The sequence below is a fragment of the Paludifilum halophilum genome (assembly GCF_002245355.1).
GTDB lineage: Bacteria > Bacillota > Bacilli > Thermoactinomycetales > DSM-45169 > Paludifilum > Paludifilum halophilum.
In genome coordinates this window covers 14,978-29,494 of the sequence record NZ_NOWF01000007.1, presented here as the reverse complement: position 1 = coordinate 29,494, position 14,517 = coordinate 14,978, and the positions used below count along the sequence as shown (strand labels likewise).

The 14,517-nt window shown below is 51.4% G+C and carries 14 protein-coding genes; 8 read left to right on the top strand and 6 right to left on the bottom strand.

Features of this window, described 5'->3' with window-relative positions:
• Positions 1–72 precede the first annotated feature (72 nt).
• Positions 73–489, top strand: coding sequence for a hypothetical protein (locus CHM34_RS11855; protein WP_094264836.1), 417 nt, complete (start codon positions 73–75; stop codon positions 487–489).
• Positions 490–524: 35 nt separating this feature from the next.
• Here the strand turns inward: CHM34_RS11855 and CHM34_RS11850 are convergent, their stop codons facing one another.
• On the bottom strand, positions 525–860 hold the full coding sequence (locus CHM34_RS11850) for an ASCH domain-containing protein (protein ID WP_094264835.1): 336 nt from the start codon (positions 858–860) through the stop codon (positions 525–527).
• A gap of 331 nt (positions 861–1,191) precedes the next feature.
• On the opposite strand from CHM34_RS11850, the gene curA reads away from it, so the two are divergent.
• From curA to CHM34_RS11835, 3 genes are all read left to right on the top strand, one after another.
• On the top strand, positions 1,192–2,208 hold the full coding sequence (gene curA, locus CHM34_RS11845) for an NADPH-dependent curcumin/dihydrocurcumin reductase (protein ID WP_094264834.1): 1,017 nt from the start codon (positions 1,192–1,194) through the stop codon (positions 2,206–2,208).
• Between the two features lie 157 nt (positions 2,209–2,365).
• Entirely contained in the window at positions 2,366–3,763 is a 1,398-nt protein-coding gene (locus tag CHM34_RS11840; RefSeq protein WP_094264833.1) for a sodium:solute symporter family protein, read from the top strand.
• A 173-nt stretch (positions 3,764–3,936) separates the two neighbouring features.
• Positions 3,937–5,487, top strand: coding sequence for a Na+/H+ antiporter NhaC family protein (locus CHM34_RS11835; protein WP_094264832.1), 1,551 nt, complete (start codon positions 3,937–3,939; stop codon positions 5,485–5,487).
• 173 nt (positions 5,488–5,660) lie between these two features.
• Here CHM34_RS11835 and typA read toward each other — a convergent pair whose 3' ends face one another.
• A complete protein-coding gene (typA, locus tag CHM34_RS11830) occupies positions 5,661–7,493 on the bottom strand; it encodes a translational GTPase TypA (RefSeq protein ID WP_094264831.1) in 1,833 nt (610 codons plus the stop codon).
• A 403-nt stretch (positions 7,494–7,896) separates the two neighbouring features.
• On the opposite strand from typA, the gene CHM34_RS11825 reads away from it, so the two are divergent.
• The 3 genes from CHM34_RS11825 (at position 7,897) to lplA (ending at position 9,729) form a co-directional block, all read left to right on the top strand.
• Positions 7,897–8,112: a helix-turn-helix transcriptional regulator gene (locus CHM34_RS11825; protein ID WP_338048664.1), complete on the top strand. Its 216-nt coding sequence runs from the start codon at positions 7,897–7,899 to the stop codon at positions 8,110–8,112.
• Entirely contained in the window at positions 8,105–8,494 is a 390-nt protein-coding gene (locus tag CHM34_RS11820; protein ID WP_094264829.1) for a hypothetical protein, read from the top strand. Before CHM34_RS11825 ends, CHM34_RS11820 begins: the two co-directional genes overlap by 8 nt.
• Before the next feature lie 245 nt (positions 8,495–8,739).
• Positions 8,740–9,729 (top strand): lipoate--protein ligase, encoded by a 990-nt coding sequence (gene lplA / locus CHM34_RS11815; protein ID WP_094264828.1) that lies wholly within the window; start codon positions 8,740–8,742, stop codon positions 9,727–9,729.
• Positions 9,730–9,933: 204 nt separating this feature from the next.
• Here the strand turns inward: lplA and CHM34_RS11810 are convergent, their stop codons facing one another.
• The 4 genes from CHM34_RS11810 to CHM34_RS11795 all read right to left on the bottom strand — a co-directional run bounded on the left by CHM34_RS11810 (position 9,934) and on the right by CHM34_RS11795 (position 12,911).
• A complete protein-coding gene (locus CHM34_RS11810) occupies positions 9,934–10,371 on the bottom strand; it encodes a peptidylprolyl isomerase (RefSeq protein ID WP_094264827.1) in 438 nt (145 codons plus the stop codon).
• A 124-nt stretch (positions 10,372–10,495) separates the two neighbouring features.
• Entirely contained in the window at positions 10,496–11,044 is a 549-nt protein-coding gene (locus tag CHM34_RS11805; RefSeq protein ID WP_094264826.1) for a GNAT family N-acetyltransferase, read from the bottom strand.
• A gap of 189 nt (positions 11,045–11,233) precedes the next feature.
• Positions 11,234–12,271, bottom strand: a complete 1,038-nt coding sequence (locus CHM34_RS11800; protein ID WP_094264825.1) for an anthranilate phosphoribosyltransferase — start codon at positions 12,269–12,271, stop codon at positions 11,234–11,236.
• The gene (locus CHM34_RS11795) at positions 12,264–12,911 is read right to left on the bottom strand and encodes an ANTAR domain-containing response regulator (protein ID WP_169713711.1); all 648 of its coding nucleotides are present in this window, start codon (positions 12,909–12,911) and stop codon (positions 12,264–12,266) included. The genes CHM34_RS11800 and CHM34_RS11795 overlap by 8 nt, the downstream gene beginning before the upstream one ends.
• A gap of 378 nt (positions 12,912–13,289) precedes the next feature.
• Here CHM34_RS11795 and CHM34_RS11790 point away from each other — a divergent pair, with 378 nt between their 5' ends.
• A complete protein-coding gene (locus tag CHM34_RS11790) occupies positions 13,290–14,513 on the top strand; it encodes an MFS transporter (RefSeq protein ID WP_240511994.1) in 1,224 nt (407 codons plus the stop codon).
• Positions 14,514–14,517: the final 4 nt, after the last annotated feature.

The following is a 14,517-nucleotide window of genomic DNA, read 5'->3' as shown; positions in this document are numbered from 1 at the left end:
AATAAGTACCCATGAATGGTTCGTATATACTATAATGGTAGAAAATAGAGAGTGGTGAAAGAGGGTCGTTCTATGTTGAAACGGATTGTCAGCATATCCCTGTCTTCCTTTGTTGCGGGGGCGACCGTTCAATTTATGGTATTCGGCCTCTATGTTTCTGCGTTGGTGGTTCCTCAAAACTTTTCCGTCTGGTTTCTACTGACACTCTATGCCATATCCGAGACGGTATTGCTGTGTACGGGACTTCACTTCGTCTGTGCGGTTCCCCTGTATTCCCTCATCCTGAGGAATCTGAGGAGGGATGAACGCCGGTATTATCCGTTGTGCACCCTACCGGTCGGTATTCTTTTCGCCGCCGGTCTCACCTGGATGACGGGGGAGTTTGACGAACGGATTTTCACCTTTCTTTTACCGGCCGGTTTGATTTTCGGGATCCTGTGGTGGAACCGGATCGAGGTGGGATCCGACGCCACTCCCCGAACTCCCTGAAAAGTTGCAGCGTTTTTGGGGCCGTTACAACGCTTCTAAGACGGCAGTCGCTTGAACTCGTGCACCCACATCTTCAGCTCGGCCGACCAAGGGATTCCGGGATGAATTTCCTCCAAGTGTTTCAGATACGTTTTTTTATCCGGGACTCCCTCTTCCCGGGCGTTTTGGTCGGACATCTCCCCCAGGGTTTGCCGGTAAAGAGCGGTTACCTCAAACCGGTGGCCCTTGAGGCGTATCATTTCACCGGGGAAAGCGTACACGCCGTTCCGGCGCTGGGCGGTTTTTCTTCCTTCCAGTACTTTTTGGATATCTTCCGGTCGGGTGATCAACCGCTCGATGGTGCAGGTTCTCTCGGGAAATTCCTTGTTCATAGTTCTTCCTCCTTGCGGGTCCCGCGTTCTTTTACAGGATATGGCTCTCTTTAAGTATATCCTGATCGAATAGCGGCGTCTATGTCGGTCGAGTGAAAAGGGAGAGCTCTGGTACCCCCAGTGACTGTGTCGGATAGATACGTCTGGGGGGCCTGCCGGGATGTTCGCGACGGCAGTGTATATGGAGAGATATAGACACTTAAAGGGAAAAATCCCGCCCGGGGCAAGGTGGGAAGGCGCCTGCCGACCGTTCGGTTGAGTACAGGATTATCTCTCCTGAAAAAGGGGAAAAAAGAGGTGAAAAACCAATTCAAAAAAGTGGGGAGATTGGATGCCAAAAGAGGTTAATCGCCGGATTCTGTTAGTGAACCGCCCGAAGGGAATGCCCGAGGAGAGCGACTTCAAGACAGTGGAATCGCCGATTCCGGAGCCGAAGGATGGCGAGGTGCTGATTCGGACCGTCTATCTTTCGGTCGACCCGTACATGCGCGGGCGGATGCGCGATGTCAAATCCTATGTTCCGCCTTTTTCACTGAATGAAGCGATTACCGGCGGAGTCGTCGGTCAGGTGGAAGCTTCCGAACACCCGGGATATCGGGCTGGAGATCTCGTCACCGGGATGGCGGAATGGGCGGATTATTCAGTGGTCAAAGGGGAAGATCTGAACCGGGTACAGAACGATCCGGTTCCGGCTTCGACGGCTTTAAGCGTTTTGGGAATGCCCGGTTTGACCGCTTATTTCGGTTTACTGGATATCGGACAGCCCAAGAAGGGGGAAACCGTCGTCGTTTCCGGAGCGGCGGGGGCTGTCGGTACTGTGGTCGGCCAGATCGCCAAACTGAAGGGTTGCCGCGTTGTCGGTATTGCCGGCTCCCGGAAGAAAACCGATTTTTTGACGAAGGAGCTCGGCTTTGACGCCGCTGTCAACTACAAGGAAGATGATGTGCCCAATGCATTGAAAAAAGCTTGTCCCAACGGTGTGGATATCTACTTTGACAATGTGGGAGGCGAAGTTTCCGATGCGGTCATCCGTCTGATTAACCATCAGGCTCGCATTCCTATTTGCGGTCAAATCGCTCTTTACAATCTGGAAAAACCGGATGACGGCCCCCGTATCCAGAGTCAGCTTTTGATCAACAGCGCTCTGATGAAAGGGTTTATCGTTCGCGATTACCGGGACCGGTTTAAGGAAGGGATGGCCCAGTTAACGGAATGGGTTAGCCAGGGCAAGATCCAGTACCGGGAAAACGTGGTTCAGGGACTGGACCACACGGTGAAAGCCTTCCAGGGTTTGTTTAAAGGGGAGAACCTAGGAAAGCAGCTGGTCAAAGTATCGGAGATCCGGTAATCCTTCGCTCAACCGCCGCCGCCCCTGTCAAGAAGGGGGCGGCGTTCTTTTATTTTTCACAGGCTTGAAAGGGGGAAGCGTTTTCATATACGATTCTCAAGGGAAAGGAGGTTACATTCAGCCATTTTGATTGACTTTGTTCACAGGAGGACAGGGCATGGAACTAACTCACAATCCGACACTGATCTGGTATGTAGCCGCTTACGGCGTCATTATGATTGCAATGGGCATTTTTTATTCCAAGAAAATCGAAAATAGTACGGATTTCATCCTGGCGGGTAAAGGGCTCGGTTCGGTGGTTCTGATGGGGACGTTAATCGCCACTTGGGTGGGGAGCGGAAGTGTTTCCGGCGGAGAAACCTCTGTGGCGTACAGCTATGGGATGATACCCGCTTTCTTAATGGGAACGGGCTCTCTGATCGGAATCGCAGTCATGTACCTGATCGCACCGAAAATCCGAGCCTTTGGGAAATATACGGTTTCCTCAATCCTAGAGGAGAAATACGGAGTCTCCGCCCGGTTGTTGGCAGGTGTGATCATTATTCTCGCGTATGTGGGTATCGTTTCTTATCAAATGAAAGGTTTCGGCTTTATTTTAAATATTACGACGGGAGTTTCAGCGGAGGCAGGGACTCTGATTGCAGCCGCTGTCATTATCTTTCTCGCCACGATCGGCGGATTGAGGTCCGTGGCGCCGACCGATGCCTTAAGTGCCTTTTTTATGGTATTGGGTTTGATTATCACTTTGCCTACGGTTTGGGTGGTCGCAGGAGGATGGGGTCAAATCACCGCCAACGTCCCTGCCCACCATTTAACAATGACTGGAACGTTGACACCGGTTCAGATGGCGGGATACATCCTGCCGGCGTTGTTTCTGCTGTTATCCGATCAAAATATGTACCAACGGTTGGCGGCTTCTAAAGGGAATCGGATATCGAAAATGTCTCAAGTGGGTTTCTTTATCGGGATTCTTGTCATCTCTCCGACTATTTCCCTGATTGCATTTGCCTCCCGCTCCCTGTTTCCGGATATCGATCCGGGGTTGGCGTTGATGGCCACCACCACCGTATTGCCCACGTTTGTGGGCGGAGTGCTGTTAGCGGCGGCCGCCGCTTTTATCATCACGACAGGGAATTCTTATCTGCTGTCCGCCGCAACCAATGTGACATATGATCTCTTTGCTCCTTATATCAAGAAAGATGTGACGGATCGTCAATTGCTGATGATGACGAAGTTCTTCATCGTGGGGTTGGGTGTACTCTCCTACGTGCTGATCAATTATTTTCCGACGGTCTTGTCCATACAGATGTATGCATACACCGTTTACGGAGCCGGGATTACACCGGCGGTGTTGGGTGTGCTGCTCTGGAAACGGGTGAATAAAACCGCCGGCATCGCATCGATGCTGTGCGGGGTGATGACCACCTTATTATGGGAGATCCCCTTGCAAAAACCTTTTGAACTGAACAGTGTCATCATTGCTGTTCCTGTCGCTACGTTGGTGCTGATCATGGTCACCTTGATCACAACGAAAAAGCCGGTAAATGCTGTTTAAGAAGGGAGCCTTTAAAAACGGATTCGTTTTTCCTCTTCGGCGGAAGCTGAAGGGGATTTTTATATTCCTTGGGCCCTTGTCGAAGTGGATCGTCCTCCTTTCTCTTTTACATGTTTTCTGCTGGGGTGAGGCAAATTATGGAGGTACCTTCTTTGGGAGAAAGGGGACGAAGCATGGAAGGCTCCATTTGGTCTCTGGTACCTTTTTTGATCGTGATTCCGTTGGCCATTCTCACTCGCCAGGTCCTTCCCGGGTTATTGGCCGGTTTGCTGGTGGGGGCTTATATGATGAATTTCACCCCGCTCGGAGGGGTGGAAGCTGCTATGCATTACATTCTGACCTCCCTGGAGGAGCCGGATAACTTACGGCTGTTGGTCTTCTTGTACGGATTCGGTGCTTTTGTGGGACTGGTTCGGGTGACAGGGGGAGTGGCGGGTTTCGCCGATTGGATGAATCGGCGCATTCGTTCCGTGCGCGGAGCTTTCGGCCTCACATGGCTGTCATCCGCGGTGACGTTCATGGCGCCGGACTTTCGTATCATTACCATCGGGCCGGTCATGAAGCGCATTTTTGAACGGTTGAAGGTCTCCGATGATAAAGTGGCCTTTGTGATCGATGTCACTTCGACCCCCTTGATCGCATTGATTCCGGTCGGCACCGCATTTGTCGGGTATATGGTGGGATTGATCGCTGATTCCAGCAAACACCAAGACCTGGGAGTCTCCGCCTATCAATTGCTGCTGAAAAGTATCCCTTTTAACTTCTTTTCGATCTTGATCCTAATCTACGCTTTGTATCGGACTTTCTTTTCAAAAGAAGCGGAGCCGAAAGGGGAAGAGGACCCGAAGGACCGGCCGCCTCATATTCGAACCCCCTTTCGCGCTTCGCCCCAAGTTGCTTATTTGGAGGATATGTACCGGTCGGATCAACCGGCCAAAAGAGGAGCGGACGGTCAAGAAGAGGGAATTAAGGAATCGGGTGCCGGTCGTGAACAGGACCCTGATGAGGACTTTCCGGACCCGGTTGACATTGTGGCCAAGTCGGCTCAGCCTCGAATGGTCAACTTGCTGTTGCCTCTCGCTTTGTTGCTGTTTTTCACTTTTTTCCTCACCTGGTGGGACGTGCATCTGAAAGCTCGTACTTTCTTCGGGGCGATGGCCCAGGCCAATGCGTCTCGTGCCCTCTTGGAAGCTCTTTTGATCACTCTCATTTTCACCCTGTTGTGGTATGGTTGGAAAAAACAGCCGATTCAGCGGATTCTTTTCGGTTTTCTGCAGGGTGGCAATGAAATGATGGGGGTCAACGTCTTATTGGCCCTGGTATGGGCTTTGACGGAAGTTTCGACGGACCTGGGTTTTATCACTTATACAGAGAGGGTGGTCGGCGGTGTGGTTCCTTCTTTATGGATTGCGCCGGTTCTGTTCGTGCTGGGTTGTATCATCTCTTACGTGATCGGTTCCACCTTCGGGGCCTGGGCGATTTTGATGCCTTTGGGCTTTTCCCTGGCTGCCAGTGCCGATGCATCTCTGCCTTTAATCGCCGGTGCCGTTTTCGCCAGCGGCAGCTTCGGCGGGTTTGCTTCCCCGCTCAGCGACAATACCGTCGCCATGGCGACAGTGATGAAGTTGCCGTTGATGAAGTACGCGCATCAAAAGCTGAAAGCCTCCTTAATCGTCGGCGGGGTGAGTGCCGTTCTTTACGCGGTGGCGGGGTGGTTGTTGTAAGAGGATTGGCTACGCGCCCTGTTGGGATCTCCGAAAGGGGTGTCATATGGCATTCCCAATCAGGAGCGGGGAGTCGAAAAACGACGTTTTTGTCACGCTGTAGATCGGTTCTTGGAAAAGAAAGCCCCCTCACCAACATGGGTAAGGGGGCTTCTTTCCCAAGGGAGCGATTTTCATTTTTCCACTTTCCCGCCGTGTTTTTGCTGGCGGCGGCGTTCGTTTTTCTTGAGCAGGCGCTTGCGGATGCGGAAGTCTTTGGGGGTGACTTCCAACAATTCGTCTTCGCCCAGGTATTCCAAGGCGTCGTCCAGGGAGAGGTCGTGCGGAGGTTCCAGGCGCATGGAATCGTCAGAACCCGCGGCACGGAAGTTGGTCAGCTGTTTTTTCTTGCAGACATTGACCTCCAGGTCGTTTTCCCGGATGTGACGTCCTACAACCATTCCTTCATAGACTTCCGTATTGGGCGAAAGGAACAGTTCCCCCCGCTCTTGGGCGGCATGAAGACCGTAGGTAGTGGCGACTCCGTCCTCCCAGGCGATCAGGGAACCGTGGTTCCGGGTCGGGATTTCTCCGGAGTAGGGTTGGTATCCGGCGAACAGGGTGTTGATCAATCCTTCCCCTCGGGTGGCGGTCAGGAACTGCTGGCGGAAACCGATCAAGCCCCGGGTGGGGACCTGATAGGTGTAGCGGATGGTGTCTTCATTCAAGGGTGTCATGTCGGTCATTTGTCCTTTACGCCTGCCCAGGAGTTCGACAACGGCTCCCTGGTATTCGCTGGCGACTTCCACTTCCACTGTCTCCACGGGTTCGTGCCATTTTTCATCGATTTTTTTCAGGATCACCTCCGGCTTGCTCACTTCGAATTCGTACCCTTCCCGGCGCATGTTTTCGATCATGATGCCGAGGTGGAGCTCTCCCCGGCCCGCTACCAGAAAGGTATCCGGCGAGTCGGTATCGGAGACGCGGAGGGCGACATCCTTTTCCGCTTCGATATAGAGGCGCTCCCGCAGTTTGCGGGAAGTGACGAACTCCCCTTCCCGTCCGGCGAAGGGACTTGTATTGACACCGAAGGTCATGCGGAGGGTCGGCTCTTCCACTTTAATCGGCGGCAAGGGGCGGGGATCCTCGGGATCGGCGATGGTGTCACCGATCCCCACGTTGCCGAGTCCGGTCAGAGCGATGATATCCCCGGTGTCGGCTTCATCCACTTCCACGCGTTGCAATCCGCGGTGGGTGAACACCTGGGACACTTTCAGGGGGTGCTGGGTGCCGTCGGTGGCGATGTGGAGCACGTTTTGGTTTTTGCGGATCTTTCCGCTGTTCAACCGGCCGATGGCAATTTTTCCTTTGTAATCGTCGTAGCCCATTAAGGTGGCCTGCAGCTGGGTGGGGCTCTCGGGATCCACTTTCGGGGCGGGCAGGTCTTTCAGGATTTGTTCGAAGAGGGGTTCCAGATTGTCCGTCAGCCTCTCCGGATCCAATCCCCCTTCTCCGGTGAGGGCATTCGTGTAGATGACGGGAAAATCCGCCTGTTCCTCGGTAGCGCCCAGATCGATAAAGAGATCGAAGGTGGTATCCACGACGTAGTTGGGACGGGCGTTGGCCCGGTCAATTTTATTGACGACGACGATCGCTTTATGTCCCCTTTCCAGGGCCTGGCGCAGAACGAACTTGGTTTGGGGCATCGGGCCCTCGACGGAGTCCACCAGAAGGAGAACGCCGTCCACCATATTCATCACCCGTTCCACTTCGCCGCCGAAGTCGGCGTGGCCGGGGGTGTCGACAATATTGATCTTGACGTCCTTGTAGGTGACGGAAGTGTTTTTGGACAGGATGGTGATTCCTCGTTCCCGTTCCAGATCATTGGAATCCATCACCCGTTCGGCGACAGCTTGGTTCTTTCGGAAGATACGGCTCTGTTTCAGCATCGCGTCGACCAGGGTGGTTTTTCCGTGGTCGACATGAGCGATGATGGCGATGTTGCGGATATCGTTTGGATTCATCATGGTAGGCGCGCAAGGATGGGCGCTCCTGCCTCCTTCGCATCAAAATGATTCATAAAAATAACCCGGCAGGGGTTGCCGAGAGGATCTCCCAGATTCATAAAAGCTTACAAAAGTAAATTATACCACAGACGGGACGAGTTGGCTATGGTTTTCCCGTTTGTCTGCAGAGCCCCTTTGACATTGATGAAGATTGACGGGATACTCTCCGAACAGTTGTGGACTACTCGTTGGCGGAGCAACTTGTATTGCAGTAACGGAGGCGATTTGTGGCTGACTGATCCTTCCCCTTCCTTAGTTAACTGGAAGGGTTTTTTTTACTTCCTATGTAAATAAGTCTTTACATCGCATTTTCATTTAGGTACAATAAAGGTAAAGTGTTATTTACATTGGAAGTGAGTAGATCATGGTTATCAATAGGATTCGTAAATTAAGGGAAATTCATGGATTAACTCAATTAGAACTTGCCAAAAAGTTAAACATCACACGTCAAACTGTAATCGCCATTGAAAGCTACAAATACAATCCAAGCCTTAAATTAGCATTAGAGATTGCTGATTTTTTCAACATGAGGGTGGAAGAGATTTTTGAAATTAGGGAAGGTGATTCAACCAATGAATAAACGTGATGTTGTGATCCTGGTTGGTGTTTTACTAGGGATGTGTGTGGGTATTTTGATAATGAATAGCGGATCACTCGGCTTCGATATTCTTTCTTTCTTACCTTATGTAATAGGTGCCTTAGTTGGTGGCTTAATAGCCGCTTGGTTTGCTCAGAGAAAGAGAAGAAAAGCCCAAACCCCAGAAGTTGATGAGAGAATACAACAAAACTTGATAAAAGCGCTCTTGAACACTGCGATTATTTTTGGAATTCTCTTATGGGTGAGCCTCATGTTTAGTTATGCGTTGGGGTATCGATCGATACCGATCGTTTACCTTATTGTTTATCTGGGGATTGCTTTTCTTTCAACTTCCATTGTTTTTGAAATAGTTAAGAGAAAGTAATACAAACCCTTGATTCCAATACGTGTTGATTAGCTGTATATTTACATTAAAATATAGATCGGAATCGATATTCGGTCCGTAGTGCCCCTTGTAACGACTACCTACCGAAGTCTCTGGTGGAAAACCGTTTAGCGGCCTCTCTTTTTTCCTTAGTCATCGAAATAGTGTGGTCAATAAAAAAATTGCTCATCCGTTTCTCCTCCCTTACAATAAAGGGGTATGTCGAGTTTGAGGAGGAGAGTTCTGTGTTATATGTGGACAATCACGATATAACGGATCCCCGGGTCAACCTGGCGATCGAAGAGTATATTTTGAAACACTTGGATGTGGAAGATTCCTACCTTTTGTTTTACATCAATGAACCCTCGATCATCATCGGACGGAATCAGAACACGGTGGAAGAGATTCACGTGGATTATTGCCGGGAACAGGGCATCCATGTTGTGCGCCGTCTGTCCGGCGGGGGAGCGGTGTACCACGATACCGGCAACTTGAACTTCAGCTTTCTCACCCGAGACGACGGGAAGAGTTTTTTAAACTTCCGCAAGTTTACGGAGCCGGTGATCCGGGCACTGCGCCGACTGGGTGTCGACGCCGAGCTTACCGGGCGCAACGACATCCAGGTCGGGGAGAAGAAAATTTCCGGAAACGCCCAGTTTACCACAAAAGGGCGGATGTTCAGCCACGGAACCCTGATGTTTGATGTGGACCTGGATCAAGTGGCAAAAGCTCTCCATGTGAAACAGGAGAAGTTTCAGTCCAAGAGTACGAAATCCGTTCGCAGTCGTGTCGCCAACATCAGCGAATTGATGGATCGGAAAATGGATATTCATGAGTTTAAACAGCTTCTGCTCCGCTACATCTTTGAAGGGGAAGAGGACATCCCCCAGTATCATTTGACGCAAAAAGATTGGGAGGTGATCGAGAGGATCTCTGCGGAACGCTACCGCAATTGGGAATGGAATTTCGGACGCTCCCCCAAGTTTAACGTGGAGCAGTCCAAGCGGTTTTCGATTGGTACGATTGACGTCCGCATGCAGATCGATCAGGGGGTCATCACCCAGTGTACGATTTACGGAGACTTTTTCGGGGTGAAAGAAGTGAAGGATATTGAAGAACGCCTGGTCGGAACCCGTTACGACTGGTATGCCATCGATCAGGCTCTCGCGGATATCGATGTCCGGGAGTACTTCGGCGATCTCACGAAGGAGGAGTTCGTCGATCTGGTTTACTAACCATCCGGCCCATCCCGGCGGGATTAACATCCATAGGGTACGGTTCGTCTTTGATAGAGAGTGACTTCGTCGTATCGATCGGGGTCACTCTCTTTTAATCCATCGGAAGTTCATCGCTGTGATTTCAACCAGGCTATCTTCCGGGAGTAAGACGAAAGGCACGAACTCATCGCCAAGTCCGTGCCTCGCATTCCATCTGTGGTGTTATTCCTCCCAGACTTTAACTTCCTTCATTTGATCGCCGTTTTTCATTCGCCTGGCCGCATCCAGCCCCTCTGTCACTTTGCCGAAGACGGTGTGGACACCGTCCAGGTGGGGTTGGGACTCATGCACGATAAAGAACTGGCTGGACCCGGTGTCCTTACCGGCATGAGCCATGGACAAAGAGCCGGGTTCGTGCCGGTGAGGATTGTTTTCCGTTTCACAGGGAATGGTATAACCCGCTCCTCCGGTTCCATTTCCTTCAGGACAACCTCCTTGGCTGACAAAACCCGGAATGACACGGTGAAAGGTTAAACCGTTGTAAAACCCTTCATCGGCCAGTTTTTTAAAATTGCGGACGGTTCCCGGAGCCGCCTCGGGGAAAAATTCGATGTGGATTTGATCGCCGTTTTCCATTTCAATACTACCGTTGATGGCCATGGTTTCGTCTCCTTTAGCGGGGAATCCGCTCTCTATTTTAACACAATCACAGGATGGAAAGGGAAGTAAAAAAACCGAGGGATCGCGGGGATCCCTCGAGGTCTTCTATCGTTAGAAGCGCTTATCAGGCGATGGCCGGTTCTTTCAATTCCAGTGTGTCTTCCGGTTTAGCCTGAATGCGCCCGTAATGGCGCATGGAGCGGTAGTTGTGAATTTCATCGCAGGCTTTGGCCATATTTTTCAACACTTGCTTCGGCGTGATTTTGTTCGGGGTCCAGTAGTAGATCAGCATTTCAAAGGTGTCACCATCTTCGGTTTTCCGCTGGTACCGGACTTGTTCGGCCTGGGTGAAGCCGTGCTTTTCGTAGAAATGGATCCGTTTGGCGGTGTCCGGGTCTTTCGGGTCGATCGGTTCCACTTCCAATAAAATCGGCTTCTTTTTCTTTTTCAGTTCGTCAATTACCCGACTGCCGACCCCTGTTCCCCGGGAATGGGGACTGACGAGCAGATAATCCACAAACAAAAAAGAAGGAAACTCTCCATAGAGAATCAGATGATCTTCGGATTCCTCTTTGTGGTAATGATCCTGCTCATTGATCAGATCGCGCAATTGACCGTGCTTTTTCATTTCCTTTTCCGGAAAATATTCATTCAACCTTTGATACCAATCCACGTATGTGGCCTCCTGTTCGCTTTTTTGGATGAGAATGCGATTCTCATCCGCAAACACAACTTATAGTGTAACACAGATCTGTTAAATTTCGTTTAAAAGTGCCGTCAGCCTTATGATTGAAAGGGAGATGAGGGGTTGACAAAAAGAGAAGGGCAAAATGAAAAATCCCGGTGAATCCCTTGAAGAGATTCACCGGGATTTTTCATCCATGGCCAAAACGGTTTCTCTCCACCACTGATACTGATGGAGGGCGAGGCCCCGGTCGAGGGTGTGACAAGCCCGTTCCAACCCCTCTTCCGGCGATTCCGCTCTGCCTGCGGTCCACAGGCGGACAGCGCTGTTCAACAAGACCATATTCCGGTAGGCGGGTTCACCGGATCCCTGCAGGACTTCTGAAATAGTCTGTGCTTGGCGCTTTGCGGTCCATTCGATGTTGGGCATCCGTTTTTTCAATCCGTAGGAATCCGGATCGAATATCATGGTTTCACAACGGCCCTTGCGGAGGATGGCCGCTCGGGAGCGTCGGTCCACCGGCAGATCTTCCGATCCTTCCGTTCCTTGAACAATGATTCCGCTGTGAACGCCGATATGTGTCAAAATCTCTGTCATTTTGTCAAAGGCGGTTTTGTGAAAAACACCGATCGCCATATAAGGGGCATCGGAGAAGCGGATCAGTTTTTCTGCTGTGTTCAGAAGGGTTCGAAACCCGAGTTCTTCCCGCAGGGGTCGAATGGCGCGGAGGGGAGCGCACCAGCTGTCCGCGGGTACGAACAGAAACCCGCTTTGATCAGCTCCAGCCTGAAGAGCTTCCCGGGAACATCGACGGACGGACAGGCCCATTTCTTTCAGGACATCTATTAAGGCAATTCCCCGTTTGGGCGGAAGAGCGGGGGAGCCGTGCAGGGTGACAGGCAGGCCGCAGGCAGTCAGGACAAAGGCGGTGGGTAAGGTAGCGATCCACGAGTGGCGTCGTCCGTCATAAGGTCCGGCACAATCGATTCCGCCATAGAGGAGATAACGAATACTGTGAACGCGGAGGGCTTCAACGAAGGCGAGGATTTCCTCCGGGGATTCCATCTTGATCCGTTCTGCCATGAAGAAGGCACCGATCTGTGCCGAGGTGGCTTTCCCGGTCAGGATTCTTTCCGCCGCGTTACAGGCCTGCTCATAGGTGAGGTTTTTGGCTCCTTTCTTCCCCCGACCGACTTCTTTTAACAGGTCAAACATGATTCGTATTTCCTCCCGCATTCGGTTTTTGCAACATTCGGTAAACATGAACGATAGAAAAAGCCACATCCCCGATCTTTCTCCGTTCATTCATCGCTTGTCGACGCAGTATTCCGTAAGCCTCTGCCTCGGATAACTGTTTGACTTCGCACAAAATTCCCTTGGCCTGATCGATCCACTTTCTTTCTTCCAACTGCGTTTGGAGTCGCCGGATTTCCCTTTGCCGTTGTTGCCGTCGATGGTGGGACCGTTCACCCAAAAGAAGTGTCCACCGGATTTGTTCCGGTTTCATCCCAGGGTGGAGAATGCCGTCGATCTCCTCTTCCAGCAGGGGATGATGATCGGAGACATTACTTTCGTCACACACCCACAACCGGGGGAGTGATTTCCAGAATGGCTTGGAGGTGAAGGATGAAACGCGAGTAGCGGGTACGGCCCAAATAACCGCATCGGCGGAGGGATGAATCTCTTCCATTTGATCACGGGTAGAGAGCGGACGGAGAATATAGCCGGCATCCTTTAACATGTGCCAGACCCGAAAGGGGATGTATTTCCGTCTGTCTGCAGTGACCGATTCCGGGGAGAGGGTCTCAAGTCCTTTGATCTGCGAGGGTTCTGCGATCCAATGGAGCGTATACAATGAAAAATCACCTCGCGTTTCGATAGGTTCAGAATTTAGGAATTCATTTTTTACCATCATACTACACCGTCTTTTTTATGTAAATTAAACTGACATTAAATCAAGGTTAAAAACTTAAAAAACAGGATTTGATGAATATTATGTGAATATAGTTGACATAATCGAAGGGGGTTTTTTATAATGATCTTGTCGCTGAGAGAGCGAAGGAATCTCGATTTCCCGTACAAGGGTGTGCCGGGAAAGGAATCGGTGAACTGATTTTTTTGAAGGCAACGAAGCCTGTCCCCAATCGGGGCAGGCTTTGTTTTAGTTGACGGAATATTTGAGGGAATCCGGATTGTCCCTCAAATAAGTACAAATGGATCGGGAGGTTGTTCGATGAACCGGATGCGCGGATTTTGGAACAGCGGTCACTGGCCCAGTTTACTCGCTTGTTTTCTTTACTTTGATCTCAGCTTTATGGTGTGGGTGTTGTTAGGGGCGGTTTCGGTGTTTGTGGCAGATGACCTTCATTTGACGGCCTCGCAAAAAGGGTTGTTGGTGGCACTTCCTATTTTGGGGGGAGCGGTATTTAGGGTGGTGTTGGGTGTCCTTACCGATCGGGTCGGGGCGAAAAAGACAGCGTTACTCGGGATGATCCTTACTCAAGTGCCTCTCTTTTCGCTCTGGATTTTCGGAAGCACACTCCTGGAAGTGTATACCTACGGTTTTTTATTGGGGATCGCCGGAGCCAGCTTTGCGGTTGCCCTGCCCTTGGCCAGCCGATGGTATCCGCCTCAATACCAGGGATTGGCCTTGGGGATTGCCGGGGCGGGGAACAGCGGGACACTATTGGCGACCCTGTTCGCTCCCCGGTTGGCGGAAGCGTTCGGCAACTGGCATGCTGTGTTCGGGTTGGCGATGATTCCGATGGGGCTGGTCCTGTTGGTGTTTTGGTTGATTGCGAAGGAACCCCCTGATTCGTCTCCTCCGAAAGGATGGTCGGACTATTTCCATGTGATGAAGCAAAGAGATGCCTGGCTGTTCTGCTTTTTCTACAGTGTCACCTTCGGTGGCTTCGTGGGAATGGCCGGATTTATGCCGGCTTTCTTCCACGACAGCTATGAGCTGACTCGTGTGGAAACCGGTGATTTTGTCACGCTCTGTCTCCTGGCCGGCAGTTTCTTCCGACCTGTCGGCGGTTGGGTGGCCGACAAAATCGGCGGCGTACGGGTACTTCAAGCCTTGTTTCTGGCGATTACTGTCCTGTTCGTGATTGTCTCCTTTCTGCCGCCCTTTGCGTTACAGACAGGGACTCTGTTTTTGGTGATGATGGCTTTAGGAACAGGAAACGGAGCGGTATTCCAGCTTGTTCCCCGGCGTTTCGGAAAAGAGATGGGGGTGATGACGGGATTGATCGGAGCGGCCGGCGGTCTGGGCGGCTTTATGCTCCCTGCGCTGCTCGGCGTATTGAAGGACGCTGCGGGAACCTATTCCGCCGGTTTCCTGGCGATTACCGGAGTTGCGGCGGCGGCGTTTGTCACGATGTGGTTGATCGGGCGTCAGTGGGACCGCAAACTGGGTATAGGCGAGGTTTCGCGAGCTTCGCTACATAACGGATAGGAAG